General features: G+C 71.9%; 16 protein-coding genes and 1 pseudogene. 8 read left to right on the top strand and 9 right to left on the bottom strand.

Going from position 1 to position 18,388, the window contains the following annotated elements:
* Positions 1–75 precede the first annotated feature (75 nt).
* Genes C4V41_RS47705 through C4V41_RS47685 form a run of 5 tightly spaced genes read right to left on the bottom strand, consistent with a single transcriptional unit; the run spans position 76 to position 4,331 of the window.
* Positions 76–717 (bottom strand): hypothetical protein, encoded by a 642-nt coding sequence (locus C4V41_RS47705; RefSeq protein ID WP_103962688.1) that lies wholly within the window; start codon positions 715–717, stop codon positions 76–78.
* The gene (locus C4V41_RS47700; protein ID WP_103962687.1) at positions 708–2,123 is read right to left on the bottom strand and encodes a hypothetical protein; all 1,416 of its coding nucleotides are present in this window, start codon (positions 2,121–2,123) and stop codon (positions 708–710) included. The genes C4V41_RS47705 and C4V41_RS47700 overlap by 10 nt, the downstream gene beginning before the upstream one ends.
* Complete coding sequence (locus tag C4V41_RS47695; protein WP_103962686.1) at positions 2,120–2,956, bottom strand: ATP-binding cassette domain-containing protein; 837 nt, start codon at positions 2,954–2,956, stop codon at positions 2,120–2,122. Before C4V41_RS47695 ends, C4V41_RS47700 begins: the two co-directional genes overlap by 4 nt.
* A complete protein-coding gene (locus C4V41_RS47690) occupies positions 2,953–3,741 on the bottom strand; it encodes a zf-HC2 domain-containing protein (protein ID WP_103962685.1) in 789 nt (262 codons plus the stop codon). The genes C4V41_RS47695 and C4V41_RS47690 overlap by 4 nt, the downstream gene beginning before the upstream one ends.
* Positions 3,738–4,331 carry an RNA polymerase sigma factor gene (locus C4V41_RS47685; RefSeq protein WP_103962684.1) on the bottom strand — a complete coding sequence of 198 codons (594 nt, stop codon included), beginning with the start codon at positions 4,329–4,331 and terminating at the stop codon, positions 3,738–3,740. The genes C4V41_RS47690 and C4V41_RS47685 overlap by 4 nt, the downstream gene beginning before the upstream one ends.
* Before the next feature lie 95 nt (positions 4,332–4,426).
* Here C4V41_RS47685 and C4V41_RS47680 point away from each other — a divergent pair, with 95 nt between their 5' ends.
* The 3 genes from C4V41_RS47680 to C4V41_RS47670 all read left to right on the top strand — a co-directional run bounded on the left by C4V41_RS47680 (position 4,427) and on the right by C4V41_RS47670 (position 9,027).
* Positions 4,427–5,275 (top strand): dioxygenase family protein, encoded by an 849-nt coding sequence (locus tag C4V41_RS47680; RefSeq protein ID WP_103962683.1) that lies wholly within the window; start codon positions 4,427–4,429, stop codon positions 5,273–5,275.
* A 99-nt stretch (positions 5,276–5,374) separates the two neighbouring features.
* Entirely contained in the window at positions 5,375–7,195 is a 1,821-nt protein-coding gene (locus tag C4V41_RS47675; RefSeq protein ID WP_235030842.1) for an ABC transporter ATP-binding protein, read from the top strand.
* Positions 7,195–9,027 carry an ABC transporter ATP-binding protein gene (locus C4V41_RS47670; protein ID WP_103962681.1) on the top strand — a complete coding sequence of 611 codons (1,833 nt, stop codon included), beginning with the start codon at positions 7,195–7,197 and terminating at the stop codon, positions 9,025–9,027. The genes C4V41_RS47675 and C4V41_RS47670 overlap by 1 nt, the downstream gene beginning before the upstream one ends.
* A gap of 93 nt (positions 9,028–9,120) precedes the next feature.
* On the opposite strand, the gene C4V41_RS47665 is transcribed toward C4V41_RS47670, so the two are convergent.
* The 4 genes from C4V41_RS47665 to C4V41_RS47650 are packed head-to-tail and all read right to left on the bottom strand — an operon-like array spanning position 9,121 to position 13,967.
* Positions 9,121–9,861: a hypothetical protein gene (locus C4V41_RS47665; RefSeq protein ID WP_103962680.1), complete on the bottom strand. Its 741-nt coding sequence runs from the start codon at positions 9,859–9,861 to the stop codon at positions 9,121–9,123.
* Positions 9,858–11,252, bottom strand: a complete 1,395-nt coding sequence (locus C4V41_RS47660) for a vWA domain-containing protein (protein WP_103962678.1) — start codon at positions 11,250–11,252, stop codon at positions 9,858–9,860. Before C4V41_RS47660 ends, C4V41_RS47665 begins: the two co-directional genes overlap by 4 nt.
* Positions 11,245–12,324: an AAA family ATPase gene (locus C4V41_RS47655; protein ID WP_200824740.1), complete on the bottom strand. Its 1,080-nt coding sequence runs from the start codon at positions 12,322–12,324 to the stop codon at positions 11,245–11,247. The genes C4V41_RS47660 and C4V41_RS47655 overlap by 8 nt, the downstream gene beginning before the upstream one ends.
* Positions 12,321–13,967 (bottom strand): serine hydrolase domain-containing protein, encoded by a 1,647-nt coding sequence (locus C4V41_RS47650; protein ID WP_103962677.1) that lies wholly within the window; start codon positions 13,965–13,967, stop codon positions 12,321–12,323. The genes C4V41_RS47655 and C4V41_RS47650 overlap by 4 nt, the downstream gene beginning before the upstream one ends.
* A gap of 64 nt (positions 13,968–14,031) precedes the next feature.
* On the opposite strand from C4V41_RS47650, the gene C4V41_RS47645 reads away from it, so the two are divergent.
* The 5 genes and pseudogenes from C4V41_RS47645 to C4V41_RS47625 form a co-directional block, all read left to right on the top strand.
* Positions 14,032–14,766, top strand: coding sequence for a Clp protease N-terminal domain-containing protein (locus C4V41_RS47645; protein WP_160150645.1), 735 nt, complete (start codon positions 14,032–14,034; stop codon positions 14,764–14,766).
* A 14-nt stretch (positions 14,767–14,780) separates the two neighbouring features.
* Positions 14,781–15,668, top strand: a complete 888-nt coding sequence (locus C4V41_RS47640; RefSeq protein WP_103962675.1) for a LysR family transcriptional regulator — start codon at positions 14,781–14,783, stop codon at positions 15,666–15,668.
* Positions 15,669–15,724: 56 nt separating this feature from the next.
* Positions 15,725–16,774: a tartrate dehydrogenase gene (locus tag C4V41_RS47635; RefSeq protein ID WP_103962674.1), complete on the top strand. Its 1,050-nt coding sequence runs from the start codon at positions 15,725–15,727 to the stop codon at positions 16,772–16,774.
* A 137-nt stretch (positions 16,775–16,911) separates the two neighbouring features.
* On the top strand, positions 16,912–18,042 hold the full coding sequence (locus C4V41_RS47630) for a serine hydrolase domain-containing protein (protein ID WP_103962673.1): 1,131 nt from the start codon (positions 16,912–16,914) through the stop codon (positions 18,040–18,042).
* 28 nt (positions 18,043–18,070) lie between these two features.
* Positions 18,071–18,382 (top strand): annotated as a pseudogene (locus C4V41_RS47625) (phosphorothioated DNA-binding restriction endonuclease); the annotation flags it as partial.
* Positions 18,383–18,388 lie beyond the last annotated feature (6 nt).

Here is an 18,388-nt window from a genome sequence, read left to right as displayed (position 1 = left end):
GATTGTTAGGCGCGTCAATGCGTAGGATGTGCAGTTTTGTTGCATGTGAGCGCATCTACTGCAAGCGATTGCCGCTCAGCGTCGCAGGTCCCGCAGGACGAAGGCCACCCACAGGTACGGCAGCGGCGCCATCGCCAGCCAGTATCCGTGCGCCTCGTCCCAATACCCGAACCCGCACGTCGGCGGCCAGAGCCTGAACTGGTCGGGCAGCAGGACCGTGGCCAGCACCAGCACGAGCTGGACCACGACGGCGGCCATGGCGGCCTGCCTGCCGGAGGCGTGCCGGACGGCGGTGGACGCGGCGGCCAGAGCGATGCCCAGGCAGACGAGCATCTCGGTCAGCAGGTCGCCGACCGGGAACAGGGCGTCGTCCGGGAGCCGGGACAGGGTGTGGCCGAAGGCCGCCAGCCAGACGGCGACCGCGACGGTGGTGGCCAGCAGGGCGCGGAGCGCCTGGCGTACCCAGCGGGGGACGGCCGTCGGGCCGAGGTCCGCGGCCATGGCGTCGACCAGCGCGAAGGCGGCGGCCGAGCCGAGCAGGGTGCCCGCGACCCGCATCAGGATCAACGCGTCGGCCCCGGCGAGCACCTCGCCCGGTCGCACCAGCGCCAGAATGCCCGCGACGAACACCGTGACCACCGCGAGCGGGGCCCAGTCGATGGCCCTGACCAGCGGGCGGACCAGCAGGACGGCGGCGCGCCACCGCGTCAGACGCATGGGGTGCCTCCCGGGCGGGTGTCGTACGCGCGGTCCAGGCCGAGCAGGGGCAGGGCCTGGTCGATGGTGGTGCCGGGCTTCATGAGCGTGTCCCAGTTGGCGTGCACTCTTTCGCGGGCGCCGGGGGTGGCGAGCAGGCGTTCGGCGTAGCCGATCTCGGCCGGTCCCCAGTCGAGCGCGTGCCTGCGGCCGTGGCGGTCGTCGATCGTGAAAAGCCGTGGCGGTTCTGGCGGTGAGACCTGGCCGATGATCCAGAGGGCCACGACCGTGCGGGCCTGCCCCCGCGCGTCGCATCCCCGCGTGCCGGGCCGGGGGCGTATGGCGGTGGCCCAGAACGCCACGTCATGGGCCAGGATGACGCGCTGGTCGCGGTGGCCCCACGTCATCGGCGGCCGGATCATGGTCTTGTCCAGGTCGCGGCCGTAGAACCAGGTCGAGGACGTCTGCTCGACGTGGGGCACCCGCAGTTTCCCGGGCAGGGCCCGTACGGCCGGGCGGATGGCCTCGTCCCACAGGGGGATCCAGGACTCGTAGCCCTTGTAGGCGCAGTAAGTGATGCCGTTCCTGGCGGCGCAGGTGTGGGCGTCCGGGCCGAAGTAGCGCTCGCGCACCCTCTGGTCCACGCTCGCCAAGGTCAGCAGGCCCGACGTCTGCTGACGGATCGGCGGTTCCGCCGCCGCGATGGCCCCCGTGGGCACCGCGACGGACAGGGCAGCCAGCGCGGCCACGGCGGGCGCCAGGCGAGGCCGGTGGCGCAGGAGCGCGAGGGCGGCGCAGCAGGTCGCGAGCGCGAGGACGTACAGCAGGTGGACGGCGGACGGGCGGTCGGGCCAGTCGGCGTGGTGGTCCTGCACGACCGGCAGCAGCCAGGCGAACCGGCCGTACTGGTTGTTCATGAAGATCAGGTAGCCGAGCACGGCCACCACCATCGGGCCCGCGATCAGCCGGCGCGCCCACCGGCCGACGGCAACCCCCAGCGTCGCCGCGAACATCGCGGCCGCCACCGCCGTCAGCGGCTCCCACACGTCGAACCGGCCCCCCGCGGGCCCGCTGAACAGGCGGATCAGCAGGTAACCGCCGACGGCCACCCCCGCGGCCGGCCCGGCGACGAGCGGCGTGGCCAGCAGGATCGCCGTCGTCCTGTGCTCGGCGCGGCCCGGCAGGGCCCCCAGGCTCTCCGGCATGCCGTGCCGGCCGTCGCGGGAGACGGCCAGGCTCGCCACGACCAGCACCGCGGCGGCCAGGCAGGTGGACAGGCCGGTCGCGTTGACCGGGTCGACGCCCAGGTGAGGTTGCCGGTCCCGGCTGAGGTAGGTCTGCAGCGCCAGGACCAGGGCGGTCATGCCCCAGACGAGCGGATGGCGTACGAGCCTGCGGGCCTCGAACAGGAAGAGCTCCCGCGTCACGCCGCCTCCCCGAGGAGCATGAGATAGCCGTCCTCGACCCCCGGCGGCACCTCGTCCGCCGCGGGCGGGCGGTCGCCGAGCGTGCGGTAGCGGCCGTCGGCCGTCCGCCAGAACACCCGGGACGCGGCGGGCGCCTCGTCCGACAACCACACCTGCCCGGCCGCGACCTCGGCCAGCTCGCCGGGGGTGCCGTCGAAGACCGCCCGGCCGTCCCGCAGCACGATCACCCGCTCGCACAGCGCGGCGACGTCCTCCGTCTGGTGCGTGGACAGCACGACGGCCCGGCTCTCGCCCAGCCGCGACACCATCGCCCTGAACAACATGCGCTGCTCGGGGTCGAGCCCCACCGTCGGCTCGTCGAGTATCAGCAGGTCGGGCTCGCCCAGCAGCGCCTGGGCCAGGGCGAGCCGGCGTCGCATGCCGCCCGACAGCCTGCGTACCTTCATCTTGGCCTGCCCCGTCAGGTCCACCTCGGCCAGCACCCGCCGCACCTCGGCGTGCCGCCGCCCGCGGTCGGTCAGCTCCTTGAGTATCGCCACGTAGTCGACCAGGTCGAACGCGGTGAAATGCGGGTAGAAGCCCGGCTCCTGCGGCAGGTAACCGAGCCGGCGGCGCAGGGCGGTGCGCTGTACGGGAGCCGCCGGGTCCAGCCCGAAGGCATTCACCGAGCCGCCGTCCGGGGCCAGCGTGGTGGCCAGGCAGCGCAGCAGCGTGGTCTTGCCGGCGCCGTTGGGGCCGAGCAGCCCGGTGACGCCGGTGCCGAGATCGAGGTCGAGGCGGTCGAGGACGCGTTTGCCGCCATAGGTCTTGGTCAGGCCCGAGATCTTGATCATGCGGTGCTCATTCTGTGGAAGCGGAACGTCGACAACAGGGCGACCCCGGCGTACAGGAGCTGGGCGAGGGGTCCGAACGCGGCCGGCCAGCCGCTGATGAGGCCGCCCGTGCCGACAATGGCCAGCCACAGCCCGCCGACGGCGAGCGCGGCGATCGGCACGGGCAGCCGGTTCGACAGGGCCAGGCAGCCCGCCACCCCGGCCAGCGAGGGCAGCAGCCAGGCGGCGCTCAGGCCGGGCGGGGCGGGCAGCAGCGGCGAGGCGAGCGCGGCCAGCACCGTCGCGACCGCCAGCACCGCCGCCGCCCTGGCCAGCAGCAGCCGTGGGCCCGCCATGGGCGTGGCGGCCATCAGCTCGTGGGCGGGATCGACGCGCGGACCGTACGCCAGCGCGATCCCGGCCAGCGGCAGCACCGGGGCCGCGATGAGGAAGACGGGCAGGAGCCCGGGCCCCTCCCGTGCGGCCAGCACCGAGATCGTCAGCGTGACCACCACCGCGGCCAGCCAGGCGCGGCTCAGCGTCGGCGTGGCCGTCACCAGCCTGGCCAGGTGGCCGGGCACGCCGAAGCAGCCCAGCAGCCGCTCGCCGAGACGGGGGCGCGGCGCGATCAGCCGGGTCTCCAGCCGCGCCCAGGACGTCTCCAGCCAGTCCCGCTCGTACGGCACCGCCGCCCGGCAGGCCGCGCACCGTTCGAGATGGGCGTCCACGGACATCGCCAGGGCGGCTTCGAGGGTGCCCGCGAGATAACGTTCGAGCAGGTCGTCGGTGATGTGCCAGCCGCTCATGACAGCTCCTCGCGCAGCCGGGCCCTGGCCCGCGTCGCGCGGGACTTGACCGTGCCTTCAGGGATGCCGAGGAGGCGCGCGGCCTCCTTGGTGGTGAGGCCGTCCAGCACGGTCGCCTCGATGACCGCGCGAAGTTCGGGGGAGAGCCTGTTCAGCGCCGTGCTGAGGTCGCCGTGCTCGACGCCGAGCAGCACGACGTCCTCCGCCGACTCGACCGACGTACCGTGGCCCGGCAGGTCGCCGGGTTCGACGCCGCTGCCGATCCAGCGCGAGCCGCGGCCGCGCAGCACCGAGACCAGCCGCCGGATGGCGATCGTCCACAGCCAGCCGGCCGCGTTGCCGCCCTCGAACCGTCCCGCCGACCGCCACACCGCGAGGAACGTCTCCTGCAGGGCGTCGTCCACGGCGTCCGGGTCGGCGCAGCGGCGCGCCAGCCGGGCGCGCAGCCAGGGGGCGTGGCGCTGGTGCAGCAGGCGCAGCGCGGGGGTGCTCCGCGCGGCCACGGCGGCGACGAGCTCGGCGTCGGTGCTGTCGGCGCCGACGCCGGGGGGATCGGCCGCGCGGTCGCGCCGGAAGGTGAAAGGTCCCACACTCTATCTATCGCAGGCCGTGATCGGGTTGGTTCTGTGGCTTGTTCGGCCCGGTGGGGATACGCTCCCGCTGAGCCGTTGGGAGGAGATCACGCGTGACCCCGCTGCTACGCCAGGTTCTCAGCCAGGTCGACGGTCCCGACCCCCGTGCCAACGAGGTCGTGGCCGCGCTCGTCGCCCACCTGCACGCCTTCGTCGAAGAGGTACGCCCCACCGAGCAGGAGTGGCTGACCGGGCTCGACTTCCTGATCGAGACCGGGCGGTTGTGCACGCCGCACCGCAACGAGTTCATCCTGCTGTCCGACATGCTGGGCCTGACCAGCGCCGTGGACGACGTCAACCACCAGGGCCCCGCCAACATGACCCCGTCGTCCGTCGAGGGCCCCTTCCACTCCCCGGCGCCCGTGCGCGCGCTCGGCGACTGGATCAGCCACGGCCCCGAGCGCGGGCGGGGCACCCCGACCGTCGTGCACGGCCGGGTGCTGGACTGCGACGACACCCCGCTCGCGGGCTCCGAGGTCGAGCTGTGGCAGTCGGACGACGCCGGCCTGTACGACAGCCAGGACGAGGCTCAGGAGATCGGCAACCTGCGCGGCCTGTTCACGACCGACGCCGAAGGGCGATACCTGTTCCGTACGATCCGGCCGAGCAGCTATCCCGTGCCCACCGACGGCACCGCCGGGCGGCTGCTGCGGGCCGTCGGGCGGCATCCGATGCGCCCGGCCCACCTGCACTACCGGGTGAGCGCCGCCGGGCACCGGCCGCTGGTCACCCACGTGTTCCTGGCCGGCGACCCCTACCTGGGGTCCGACGCCGCGTACGCGGTCAAGGAGGAGCTCATCCGGGAGCCGCGCGTACGGGATTCCGGCTGGGAGATGGACGGGCCGTACGAGGAGATCGAGTTCGACCTCAGACTGGTGCCGCTGGACTGGAAACCCGAGTAAGCGGGGCAGGGCCGCCGAAAACCGTTGGGAAACTGTCGTACCTCGGTGATAGAAAACGGGGTCGATGTACGCCCGCCCGCGGTCTGGGAGGCAGGTCCCGTGAGCACCAGCAGTTCGGAGTTCTCCGTCTCCGGCCGGAGCTACAATCGCCGTGGTCCGGTGCGCTGGCTCTGGTCCCATGTGCGCCGTCACCCGCTGGCCCTGATCGGCTTCCTCGGCGGGTCGCTCGTCATGGTGGTGCTCAACGCCGCCGTGCCGCGGCTCACCGGCGCCGCCTTCGACGCCGTGCTGGCCGGCCAGGGCATGACACTCGGCTCGATCGCGCTCGCTCTGGTGGCCATCGTGTCGGCCCGCGGGCTGTTCGACATGGTCGCCCGGATGGCGAGCGAGGTCCTGGCCAAGCGCCTTGAGCGCGACGCCCGCGACGAGCTCTACGTGAGCCTGCTCGGCAAGAGCCAGACCTTCCACAACCGGCAGCGCGTCGGCGACCTGATGGCCCGCGCCGCCAACGACATCAGGCAACTGTCCATCATGATCACGCCGGGCATCGACCTGATCGTCGACTCCGGCCTGACCGGGCTCGTGCCGCTGTTCTTCATCGGGGCGATCGACCCGCGGCTGCTGCTGGTGCCCGGCGTCTACGCGGTCATCTTCGTGTTCGCGCTCTGGCACTACATGCGTCAGCTCAACCCGGTGGCCACGTGCATGCGCGACCAGTTCGGCGACCTCAACGCGGGGCTCAACGAGGCCGTGCGCGGCATCGAGGTGATCAAGGTGACCGCGCAGGAGGCGCAGGAGCGGCGGCGCTTTCGCGCGCACGCGCGCACCTACCGCGACTCCTTCGTCCGCAACGGCCTGGTCCAGGCCCGCTACCTGCCCACGCTGCTGTTCGCCGGCGCGGTGGCCGGGGCGCTGTGGCACGGCCTCTACCTGCAGGGCATGGGCGCCATCAGCGTCGGCGACCTGGTGGCCTTCATGGGCCTGACGACCATGCTGGGCTTCCCCACGCAGATGTCGATCTTCACCTTCTCGCTGGTGCAGATCGGCATCGCCTCCTCCCGCCGGATCCTCACCATCGTCGGCTCCGAGGCCGAGCTGCAGCAGCCGGCCGAGGGCCACGCGGCGCCCATCACCGGCGAGATCGTCTTCGACAACGTGACGTTCGGCTACGACGACGGCGAGCCGGCGCTGCGCGGCGTCTCGTTCACCGTGCGGCCGGGCGAGACGGTGGCGATCGTGGGCGAGACCGGCTCGGGCAAGAGCACGCTGACCAAGCTGGTGCCGCGCATCTACGACGTGACCTCGGGCCGGATCCTGGTCGACGGCGTCGACGTACGCGAATGGGACCTCGACTCGCTGCGCTCCCAGATCTCCACCATCGAGCAGGACATCGTGCTGTTCTCCCGCTCGGTGGCCGAGAACATCGCCTTCAGCCTGGGCCAGCGCGCCGACCGTGAGGCCGTGGTCAGGGCGGCCGAAGACGCGCAGGCCGCCGAGTTCGTGGCCGAGCTCGACGACGGCTACGACACCGTCATCGGCGAGCGCGGCGTCACGCTGTCGGGCGGCCAGCGCCAGCGCCTGGCCATCGCGCGGGCGCTGCTGACCGACCCGGCGATCCTCGTGCTCGACGACTCCACCAGCGCCATCGACTCCGCCACCGAGGACAAGATCCAGCAGGCCATCGGCCGCATCCTCGACGGGCGCACCACCCTGCTGATCACCCACCGGCTCTCCCAGATCCGGTGGGCCGACAAGGTCCTGCTGATGCGCCGCGGCGAGCTGGTGGCCAGCGGGACCCACGACGAGCTGATCGAGCGGAGCCGCCTCTACCGGCGGATCTTCGCCCACTACGACGAGGCCGGCGTTGACGCGGGCGACGACGCCCCCGTCCTGGCGAGCGAGCAGGGGAGTGCGCGCTGATGGGCTTCATCATGGACGGCCTCGACGCCGAAGACTACGACCGCACCTACAACGACCGCGACCTGCTGCGCCGGATCCTGTCCTACTTCCGGCCCAAGCTGGGGGCGATGCTCCTGGTGGCCGGCATGATCGTGCTGTCGTCGATGAGCCAGGCGGCCATCCCGCTGCTGGTGAGCTGGTGCGTCGACGCCGTCGCCGGCGGCACGATCGGCGAGGTCGGCTGGCGGTTCGCGGCCGGGCTGCTGCTCGCGGGCGGGCTCGGCTGGGGGTTCAACTTCATCCGGCAGTGGCACAGCTCGCGGGTCACCGGCGACGTCGTGCTGCGGCTGCGCGAAGACGCCTTCGACGCCGTGCTGGAGCGAGACCTGTCGTTCTACGACGAGACGCCGTCCGGCAAGATCGTCAGCCGGGTGACGTCCGACACCGACGACTTCGCCACGGTCTCCACGCTGACGATGGACCTGATCAGCCAGGTGCTGATGGTGGCCTTCGTCACCGTGCTGCTGTTCGTGCGGAGTGTCGAGCTCGCCCTGCTGACGCTGCTGGTGGTGCCGATCGTGGTGGGCCTGGCGCTGCTGTTCCGCCGGCTCGCCAGGGCCAGCACCCGCCGCGCGCAGCGCTCGCTCAGCCGGGTCAACGCCAACCTGCAGGAGACCATGGGCGGCATCGCCGTGGCCAAGAACTTCCGCCAGGAGCAGCAGGTCTACGACGAGTTCCGGCCCATCAACCAGCAGAGCTACCAGGTGACGCTGCGGCAGGGCTACGTCTTCTCGGGCATCTTCCCGGTGCTGTTCCTGGTGGCCGGGCTCGCCACGGTGGCGCTCATCCAGTTCGGCGGCTCGGCGGTGCTCGGGGGCGGCCTGACCGCCGGCGCCTGGTACCTGTTCCTGCAGGGCGTCGCCCTCTTCTGGTTTCCGCTGACGTCCATCGCCGCGTTCTGGTCGCAGTTCCAGCAGGGCCTGTCCGCCTCCGAGCGGGTCTTCGCCCTGATCGACGCGCCGCCCCGCGTGGTGCAGACCGACGCGCAGCCGGCCGGTGAGCTGGCCGGGCGCATCGAGTTCGAGGGCGTCACCTTCGGCTACGACGCCGCCCACCCCGTGCTGCGCGACTTCGGCCTGCTCATCGAGGCGGGCGAGAGCGTGGCGCTCGTCGGGCACACCGGAGCCGGCAAGTCGACGCTCAGCAAGCTGATCACCCGCTTCTACGAGTTCCAGGAGGGCCGGCTGCTCATCGACGGGCGCGACATCCGCAGCCTCGACCTGTCCTCCTACCGGCGGCAGATCGGTGCCGTGCCGCAGGTCCCGTTCCTGTTCAGCGGCACCGTGGCCGACAACATCCGCTATCCGCGGCCGGACGCGCGCGACGACGAGGTGCTGGCCGCCGCGTCGGCCGTCGGTGGCGGCGACTGGATCGAGGCGCTCCCCAACGGTCTCGAAACGGACGTCGGCGAGCACGGCCGCGCCCTGTCCATGGGCCAGCGCCAGCTCGTCGCCCTGGCCCGGCTGCTCATCCAGGACCCGGCGATCGTGGTCCTCGACGAGGCCACGGCCAGCGTTGACCCGATGACCGAGGCCCAGATCCAGGAGGGCCTCGACGTGGTGCTGGCCGGCCGCACCTCGATCGTCATCGCCCACCGGCTGTCCACGATCGAGCACGTCGACCGGATCATCGTGCTCGACCACGGGCAGATCGTGGAGGAGGGCGACCACAACACGCTGCTCGCCCGGGGTGGGCGTTACTGCCAGGTGTACAACACCTACTTCCGGCACCAGTCACCCAACTACCGGGCGGGCACGGGCTTCGTTCCGGTGAGCTCATCGACCTCAGGGTGAGTTGTTCGCAGGACCGCAGCCGGGCGGGTCAGCCGTTGCGCGGTGATCCCGACCGGGCGCGTCGCTCGTCATGCCGCGACCAAGCCAGGCGGGTCAGCCGTCGCGTAGGGCGCGGAGGGTTTCGGCCTGTTCGGCGGTGACGCCTTTGGCGCGCTGGTCGGCGGCCTCCTGCGGGGAGAGGCCGGCCCCGGCCCAGGAGGCCATCTCCTCGAACGGGATGCCCGCCTGCCACCAGGCGCGGGCGACCGCCATCGGGGTGAGGCCGCGCAGGATGTAGCGTCTCGCCTCGCCCGGCCGGAGACCGAGCTCCTGCCACATGTGGGCGGTGGCGGCGTCGATGTTCTGGCCGGCCCAGGCGGCGGCCTCGGCGTCGGTCCAGTTCTCGTTGATGTAGCCGTACAGGACGAGGGCGTCGGCGCCGGCGACCGCCGCGACGAACCGCTGGGTCTGGTCCCGGGGGTCGCCGTTGAAGGCCATGAGGCTGCTGAACGCGTCCGGGTCCTCGGATCGGCGCGGTTTCCGGCCCCGTACGAGGTCGAAGGCCTCTTCGGGGGTGTGGCCACGGCGCTTGCCCGCGATGGCGTCGGCCGGGCCGAACTCGTACTCGTGCCAGAGCAGCATCTCGGCGGCGGTCAGCCCGGCGGCGCGGCAGTCCGTCACCGTCTCGGGCGTGACCCCGGCGGTGGCCCACTGGGTGGCGAGCGCCGGATCGGCGATTCCGGCCGCGCGCCAGTCCCGCGCCTGCGCCGCGCTCAGCCGCCACCGCCACCACCTGCGGGCCTCGTCCGCCTGAATGCCGGCGGCACGGTAGGACGCGGGGTCGAATTCGCTCATGACGCTCCTGATTTCGGGATATGTACGGTCTCCGCCCACTCGGGCGCCTCGCCTCCGGGGCCGAGCAGCCCGACGATGACCCGCGTCCCGGCGGGCGGGCGGACCGGCCAGGGGGTACGGCCGTCGGTGATCGCGATGATCAAGTCCGACCGTGGCGCGGCGGCGAACCCGGCCCGCAGGTCGGTGCCCCCACCCCCGCCCAGCCGCAGCTCTGACACCCGGCCGACGCGCTGTCCCCGGTACGCCCGCGCGTCGCACGAGACCACCGTGAGCAGCCGGCGCCCGGCACCGACCGCGCGCAGCACCCCGGTGACCTCGGCCAGCGCCTGCCCCAGCAGGCCGTCGGAGACCGAGCCGGAGGTGTCGACCAGCACGGTCACCTTCGGCGACGGCCGGCGCAGGCTCGGCAGCACGACCTCGGGCAGCGCGGCGGCCCTGCGCGACGGCCTCCGGTAGGTGTAGTCGACCCGCCCCGCCACCTGGGCGAGTCCACGACGGACCGTGGCGGCCAGCAGGCGACGCCAGTTCACCGCCGGTTCCAGCGCCTGCTCGGCCCACCGCAGCCACCCGGCCGGTACGTCGTCACGGGCCCGCTGCCGCTCTCGGATCCGCCGCGCGGTATCGAGCACGACGAGCCGCGCACCCGTACCGGAGAGCCCTTCCCTGCAGTCCCAAGCCCGAGGCAGCCCGTCACAACCACTACCGCAGTCCCCTTCAGCGGCCGGTCCGGCTCGGTCCTTCCCGCCCTCCTCCGCGACAGGTCCGTTCAGGTCGTGCCGGTTCTCCCCGGCGGCCGGCTCGTTCGGGTCGTGGCCGTCCGATGCCCTGGGCGGCTTGTTCGGGTTGTGGCCGTTTGACGCCCTGGGCGGCTCGTTCGGGCCGTGCCGGGCCGCCTGCACGGCCGGCTCGTTCGGGTCGTGCTGGCTTTCCTCCACGGCCGGTTCGTTCAAATCGCGCCGGCCCGCCTCCACCGGCGGCTCTTTCAGGACCTGCCAGTACTGTTCGGCGGTCCAGCCGTTCGGTAGCCCGAGCAGCGTGGGGGTGACGGCGTCCGTGGGGAGGGCGAGCCCGAGGTCGTCGTTGATCTCGGCGTCGGTGGCCAGGTTCCAGTGCTGCCGCTCGGTGCCCGGATAGCGGCGGGCGTGCTCACGCAGCAGATGCGTCACCTGGTGGACGAGCCAGAAGCCGATCTCCGGCACGCTCCGCCGTTCCACCTCGGCGGGGTTGAGGTGGATGTGCCAGCCCAGGTCGGCCGGGAAACGGCGCAGGCCGGCAGCGGGATCGACGGCCACCACCGGCACCAGGGCGAGCAGGGCGTGAGCCAGATACGGCACCTGATGGGCCGCCCACACCCGGGCCGCCGCCCACTTTCGCCACAGTTCGTCAGTCATGGAGCAGCCCGGCGGCACGCAGAATGGGTGTCAGTTCCAGCAGCGCGGTGGGGATCCGTGCCCCGGCGGGTCGGCGGCGGGCCAGCGTACGGGCGGCCAGGGTGGCCACGTCGGGTGCCGTCCGCGCGGCCTTGGCGATCACCTTCCACGCGGCGTCCCACACCTCGGCGTCACCGGCGGCCACCGCGACCGCCACCACCGAGGTCAGTACGGCGAACGCCCGGTCACCACGCCGGGGCAACTCGAAGCCGTCCGGATCCCGGAGCACCGCGACCGGATCGGGCAGATCCAGGTGCTCCACCCAGGACAGGAACTCCAGCGCCGCCCCCTCACCCACCGCCCCGGTCACCAGTACGGCCAGAACGTCGGGCGAGCCGCCGACGGCCGTGCACGCGGCCGTCAGCCGGGCCACCGATTCCCACGACCGAGGGCTGGGCCACCCCTGCCCGCCTTTTGGCGTCTGTAGCACCAGCTCGGGCCTGACCTCCAGGAACGCCGCCACGGTCGCCCGTGCCGCGGCCGTCTGCTCGTACGTCGGCGGCCGCTCGAACGCCGACAACGGCGGCGCGGGGAACCCGGTGGCCAGCCCACGGGCGATCTGCCTGCCGTCGACGGGCCAGTCGAGGTGCACGAGCCGGTTGGCCAGCGGCGGCGCCAGCTCCCACCCGTCGGCGGCCTCCTCGGGCGGGTTGGCGGCGGCGACCACGTGCACCTTGTCCGGCAGCCGTACGTCCCCGACCACCCGTTCGAGCACCACGCGCAACATCGCGGCCTGTACGGCGGGGGGAGCGGTGGTCAGCTCGTCCAGGAAGAGCAGGCTGTGCCCGGCCGTGACCAGCCGCTGCGCCCAGGCGGGCGGAGCCAGCCGGACCGTGCCCTCGGAGATCACCGGCAGGCCGGCGAAGTCGCTCGGCTCCCGGATCGACCCGATCACCACCTCCAGCGGCCAGTTCAGGGATTCGGCCAGCGCGACGACGGCAGAGGTCTTACCGGTGCCGGGACTACCCCACAACAGCACCGGCACCCCGGCCGCCACCGCAACCGACAACGCCTCACCCACCACTGAACTCACGACGCCTGCCCCCGCGTATCCGCTGACGTGTTCGTCGGCGTATCCGCTGATGTGTCCGTCGGCGCTTGCCCCGGCACTTGCACCGAGGCGTCCGCTAAGGCGTCCGTCGGCTCTTGCACCGGCGCGCCCTCACGCGCGTTCATCGGCAGGTCCGCTGGCGTATCCGTCTTCGCCCGTCCAGCCACGTTCACGGGTGCCTCCGTCGGGGCCTGTGCTGGGGGCGGTGTCATGGTGCCGAAGCCGGGTACGCCGAGTTGTCGCTTCAGCAGCGCGAGTTCGTACCCGGGTAGTTCGCGGTGGAGGAGTGCGGCCGCCTGGGGCCAGTCGGTCAGGCGGACCTGGCCGACCGCCTGCCGGAACGCCTCCGGGTCCCACGAGATGCCCGGCGCCACGACGGTCGCGTTCGCCAACTCGGCGACCTCCTCGTCCGAAGGCTGCGAGGCGATGCCGAACCGGGTGGTGAGCCGGTCGCCGACCAGGAGTCCGGCCAGGTGGCCACGGGCGGCGGCCAGGTCGCGGCGCGGGCGTGGGTCGGCGCCCTGCACCCAGGCGGTGACGATCTCGGCGACCAACCGCGCCGCCTGATGGCTGGGCCGGTCGGAGAGGCCGAAATCGCCGAGGTCGTACTGGTTCGCGGAGATCACCAGCGCCACCCGAGGCCCGGGCCAGCCGCGGGTGAAGTGGTTCCAGCCCCACGGATACTCGCCGCCATGGCCGATGTGGGGATGCTCACCACCGAAGACGTTGAACACCAGCCCAACCGAAATGTCAGGGCTCGGCCCCATGAGAGTCCCACCGGACGCCTGCGTGGTGATCATCTGCTCGGCCGTGGCGGGCTCCAGAACGGCTCCACCACCATTGAGCAGAGCGAGGATGAACCTGGCGTGATCGGACGGCGTGCTCAGCGCGGAGCCCGCCGGATAGTCGCCGGGATACAGGTCCGGGAGCGGGAAGTGGTAGCCGGGCAGGGTCGCGTACCCGGTCGAGCGCCGCGCGAGCAACTCGGCCGGCACGTGGTCGGGATGCTGCGCCGGCGGAAAACAGGTCGAATCCATCCCCAGCGGCGCGAACACGTACCGCCGTACCCATTCCGAGAACGTCACCCCGTCCGGGTTGAGCCGCTCGACCAGGTGGCCGGCCACCGCGATCCCGAGGTTGCTGTACTGGTAGCGCTCCCCGACCTTCCCGGCCCAGAACGGCAGTAGCGCACCGCCGTAAGCGTCGGAACGGCCGGCCGCGAACACCCTCCGCAGGTGCTCGCCCAGCGGCGCCGGCGGCACCCGGTCCCAGTTGCCCAGGCCGGTGCCGAGCCCGCTGTGGTGGGTCAGCAGGTCCCGCAGGGTGATGGGGCGTTCGCCGTGCGGGTTCACGATGTCGTCGATCGGGTCGTCCAGCCCGATCAGGCCGCGCTCCACGAGCTGCATGGCGGCGACACCGGTGTACGGCTTGCAGTCCGAGCCCGTCGGCCCCACCGTGTCCACCGTCATCGGCCGGCCCGTGGCGAGGTCCGCCAGTCCGTACGCCCTGGCCAGCGCCACCTCCTCACCCACCCCGATCGCGACCGACAGTCCGGGCGTCCCGCAGTGATCGATGATTTCCGGCACGTACGCGTCGAGCGCCGCTGCCAAATGACCAACGTACATGCGTCAACGCTGCCATTGACACTTGAGAACTGTCAAGGCAAACGTTGACAGGCATAATGGTACGGTGCCCGAGCTACCCGACCTCACCGCGCTGCTGACGATCGTCGACGAACGCGACCAGAACGCCGACGCCCTGACGCGCCTCACCGTGGCCGAAGGCGTCCTGTCCGACCTGCAGGGCGTCGGCGACCGGCTGCTCGGCTACCTCGTCGAGCTGGCCAGGGCCGATGGCTGCTCGTGGTCCGACATCGGCGACCACCTCGGCATCAGCCGTCAGGCGGCCCAGCAGCGCTACGGCCGCCGCTGGTCCAGCCTCACCGTCGCCGACCTGGCCCGGTCGGGGGCGTTCGAGCGCTACACCGGCCGCGCCCGGCAGACCCTGGAACGGGCCGAGGCGCACGCCCGCCGCCTGGGCCAGCCCGCCATCGGCGCCGGTCACCTGCTGCTCGGCATCCTCGACGACCCGGCCACCCTGGCCGTCAAGGCGATCGCCGCCCAGGGCGCCGACCCGGCGCACCTCCGTACCGCACTCGAACCCCGCCTGCCCACCGGCGCCGGCCCGTCACCGGCGGCGATCCCGGTCGGCGCGGAGATCCGGCGCATCCTGCGGGCCACCCTGACCGAGAGCGCGGAGCTCAGGCACAACTACATCGGCACCGAGCACATGCTCCTGGGCCTGCTGCACGACAAGTCGGGCACGACCGCCGACGTCCTGCGCGAACACGGAATCACCCTCGAACCCACGAGAGCGGCCATCCGCGCCGCCCTCAACGCCCTGCTCCGCGCCCGCGAAGCCTGAGCGATCGAGGGGCCATGGACGTACGGCAGCTCGAATACTTCCTCGCCGTCGTCGACCACGGTGGTTTCAACAAGGGCGCCAAGGCGCTGTTCATGGCGCAGCCTTCGCTGTCCCAGGCGATCAAGGCCCTGGAGAAGGACCTGGGCAGCCGGCTCTTCCACCGCATCGGCCGGCGGGTGGTGCTCACGGACGCGGGCCGGGCGCTCATCGAGCCGGCCAGGCAGGTCGTCCGCAGTCTGGAGGTAGCGCGCGCGAGCGTGGCCGCCGTACAGGGGCTGGTGCGCGGCAGCGTGGTCATCGCCTCGATGCCGTCGCCGGCGGTGGAGCCGCTGAGCAGCATGGTCGGCCGGTTCTGCGAACGCCACCCGGGCGTGGAGGTGGTGATCAGGGACGCGCCCGTGCCGAAGGCCGTGATCGAGCTGGTACGCACCGGCGAGGCGGAGCTGGGCCTGCTGTCGGCCTGGGAGCTCCCGGCGGTCACGGACGTGACGCTGCACCCCGTCGAGGAACAGCGGTTCGTGATCGTGGCCCCGCCGGACGGCCCGTTCGAACCGGCCCGGTCGCTGCCCCGCGAACGGCTGGCCGGGCAGCGACTGATCGTCGGCGAGCACGGTACGGGGCTGCGCCGGCTGATCGACGAGATCCGGGCCTCGGGCGTCGAGTTGTCGATCGCGGTCGAGTCGGAGCACCGGGAGGCGTTCCTGCCGCTGGTGCTGAAGGGTGTGGGCATCGGCGTACTGGCCGAGGCGTGGCGGCCGATCGCCGAGCGCGCCGGGGCGCTGGTGTTCGAGCTGGACCCGCCCGCGTCGCTGCACCTGGCACTGGTCGGCAGGAAGGGCTGGCTGACCCCGGCGGCGGAGGCGTTTCTGTCCGTGGCTCTCACTTATAGGCCGAGCCTATAGGTCGTATCGCACGCCGGTCTTGGACGTTCGCCCAGGCCAGCGCTTGAATCGAAGGTATGACGACGACGCATGACCTCGCCGTGATCCCAGGAGACGGCATCGGGCTGGAGGTGACCCCCGCGGCCTTGGAGGTGGCGCAGGCGGCCGGTCGCCGCCACGGTTTCGGGTTCCGGTTCACCGAGTACGACTGGTCGTGCGAGCGCTATCGGCGCGAGGGCGCCATGATGCCACCCGACGGCCTGGAGCGGCTGCGCGGCCACGACGCGATCTTCCTCGGCGCGGTGGGCGCGCCCGGCGTGGCCGACCACGTCTCGCTCTGGGGCCTGCTCATCCCGATTCGCCGGGCTTTCCGCCAGTACGTGAACCTCCGGCCGGTACGCCTCTTCGAGGGCATCGACAGCCCCGTACGAGCCGATATCGACCTCGTGGTCGTCAGGGAGAACACCGAGGGGGAGTACAGCGAGATCGGCGGCCGGATGAACCGCGGCTTTCCCGAGGAGATGGCGGTCCAGGAGGCGGTGTTCACCCGCGCGGGCGTGACGCGCGTCCTCGACTACGCCTTCACGCTGGCCGGCCGCCGCGGCGGTTACCTGACCTCCGCCACCAAGTCCAACGGGATCGTGCACACGCTGCCCTTCTGGGACGAACTGGTCGAGGAACGCGCGGCCGTCCATCCCGGGGTGCGCTGGGACCAGGAGCACATCGACGCCCTGTGCGCCAAGCTGGTCCTGCAGCCGTCGCGGTTCGACGTGATCGTCGGCTCCAACCTGTTCGGTGACATCCTCAGTGACCTCGCGGCGGCGGTGGCGGGCAGCATCGGGATCGCGCCGTCGGCCAACCTCAACCCGGAGCGCGAGTTCCCGTCGATGTTCGAGCCCGTACACGGCTCCGCGCCGGACATCGCCGGCCAGGGGGTGGCCAACCCGATCGGCGCGATCTGGTCGGCGGCCTTGATGCTGGAACATCTCGGGCACGCGGCGGCGGCCGAGGAGGTGGTGGCGGCGATCGCGGCCGTGCTGGCGAAGGGCGACGTACGCACGCGCGACCTGGGCGGAACGGCGGGCACCCGCGACTTCACGGCAGCGGTCCTCGCGCTGCTGGCTTAAGAGCGGTCCTCGCGCTACTTACTTAAGAGCGGTCCGCGCGCTGCCGGCTTGAAGACGGTTTGGTAGCGCAGGCACTACCACCGAAGTGCCACCTGCGGGATCGATGCGGGCCGGGCCCTGCCCGTAATTTCTTCCACATGATCGCACCTCGCACCCGCCGGTGGACCGGCGCCGCAGCCCTCGCCCTCGCCGCCCTCTGCACCACCACCGTCGCCCACGCCGCCGCCGCGCCCACCATGCAGCAGGCCATGGACGACCTCGTCGCCAAGGACAAGTTCCCGGCCGCCGTGGCCGCCGTCCAGGAAAGCGACGGAAGCACCCGTACGTACGCGGCCGGCGTGGCCGACCTGGAGACCCGGGAGGAGCCGCCGGCCAACGGGTACGTGCGCATCGGCAGCAACACCAAGACCTTCACCGCCGTGACCATCCTGCAGTTGGTAGGGGAGGGCAAGGTCAAGCTGGACGGGCCGGTGGAGACGTACCTGCCGGGGCTGTTGCGCGGCAAGGGCATCGACGGTCGCAAGATCACCGTACGGCAGCTCCTGCAGCACACCAGCGGGCTGCCCGAGTACACCGACTTCCTGGCCAAGGGCGCGCTGCCCTACCAGCACACCTACTTCCAGCCCCGCGACATGCTGGACATGGCGCTGAAGAAGAAGGCCGTCTTCGCGCCCGGCACCAAATGGCTCTACACCAACACGAACTACATCGTCGCCGGCCTGCTCATCGAGAAGGTCACCGGCCGTCCGGCCATCGAGGAGATCACCAACCGTACGATCAAGAAGACCGGCCTGACCGACACGTACTTCCCGAATGTCGGCGACGAGCAGGTACGCACCCCGCACGCCAAGGGCTACCACCGCGACGACCCGGCCAAGCCGCTGACCGACATCACCGTCTTCGACCCGTCCAGCGCCTGGACCGCCGGCCAGATGATCTCCACGCCCAGTGACCTGAACCGCTTCTTCACGGCCCTCATCGACGGCAAGCTCCTCAAGCCCGCGCAGCTCAAGCAGATGCGTACCACGGTCGACGCCCCGCAGATCGGCCCCGGCGGCGGGTACGGTCTCGGCCTCAGCCGCATCAAACTGTCCTGCGGCCGCACCGCCTGGGGCCATGGCGGCGCGATCCCCGGCTACTACACCACGAACGCCGTCACCGAGAACGGCCGCGCCGCCGCCATCGCCGTCACCCACCTCCCCACCACGCTCCCCGCCCGCGACCACGTCGAGGCATCCCTGAACACCGCGCTGTGCGAACGCTCCTGACGAACTCGCCCTACACTGGCCCACCGTGGTGGACTGGATCGAGCGGGTCGCCGACATCCGGCGCTGGACCAGGGACGGCAGGCGGGCACCGCACAAGCCGCTCCTTCTCCTCTACGTCCTGGGGCACTTCCAGCGTCATGGCAACAGGCCCATTCCGTTCAGCGCGGCCGAGGTCGAGCTCAAGAAACTCCTCAAGGAGTACGGCCCGCCCCGCGACACCAGCCCCGGCTACCCGTTCCACCACCTGACGAGCGACGGCCTCTGGCAGGTCGAGACCATCCACGGCCCCGGCAGCCCAGGCCCCGAGCTGGGCCGGCTCCGCGGCCCACCGGCGCCCGGCCCCGCG

This window comes from Nonomuraea solani, assembly GCF_900108335.1.
Taxonomy (GTDB): Bacteria; Actinomycetota; Actinomycetes; order Streptosporangiales; family Streptosporangiaceae; genus Nonomuraea; species Nonomuraea solani.
This window is presented reverse-complemented; position numbering and strand designations above follow the sequence as displayed.

Bases quoted from the DNA above. Each gene is read 5' to 3' on its own strand.
- C4V41_RS47705 (WP_103962688.1), bottom strand. From the start codon at position 717: ATGCGTCTGACGCGGTGGCGCGCCGCCGTCCTGCTGGTCCGCCCGCTG.
- C4V41_RS47695 (WP_103962686.1), bottom strand. From the start codon at position 2,956: ATGATCAAGATCTCGGGCCTGACCAAGACCTATGGCGGCAAACGCGTC.
- C4V41_RS47690 (WP_103962685.1), bottom strand. From the start codon at position 3,741: ATGAGCGGCTGGCACATCACCGACGACCTGCTCGAACGTTATCTCGCG.
- C4V41_RS47670 (WP_103962681.1), top strand. From the start codon at position 7,195: ATGGGCTTCATCATGGACGGCCTCGACGCCGAAGACTACGACCGCACC.
- C4V41_RS47665 (WP_103962680.1), bottom strand. From the start codon at position 9,861: ATGAGCGAATTCGACCCCGCGTCCTACCGTGCCGCCGGCATTCAGGCG.
- C4V41_RS47660 (WP_103962678.1), bottom strand. From the start codon at position 11,252: ATGACTGACGAACTGTGGCGAAAGTGGGCGGCGGCCCGGGTGTGGGCG.
- C4V41_RS47650 (WP_103962677.1), bottom strand. From the start codon at position 13,967: ATGTACGTTGGTCATTTGGCAGCGGCGCTCGACGCGTACGTGCCGGAA.
- C4V41_RS47640 (WP_103962675.1), top strand. From the start codon at position 14,781: ATGGACGTACGGCAGCTCGAATACTTCCTCGCCGTCGTCGACCACGGT.
- C4V41_RS47635 (WP_103962674.1), top strand. From the start codon at position 15,725: ATGACGACGACGCATGACCTCGCCGTGATCCCAGGAGACGGCATCGGG.
- C4V41_RS47630 (WP_103962673.1), top strand. From the start codon at position 16,912: ATGATCGCACCTCGCACCCGCCGGTGGACCGGCGCCGCAGCCCTCGCC.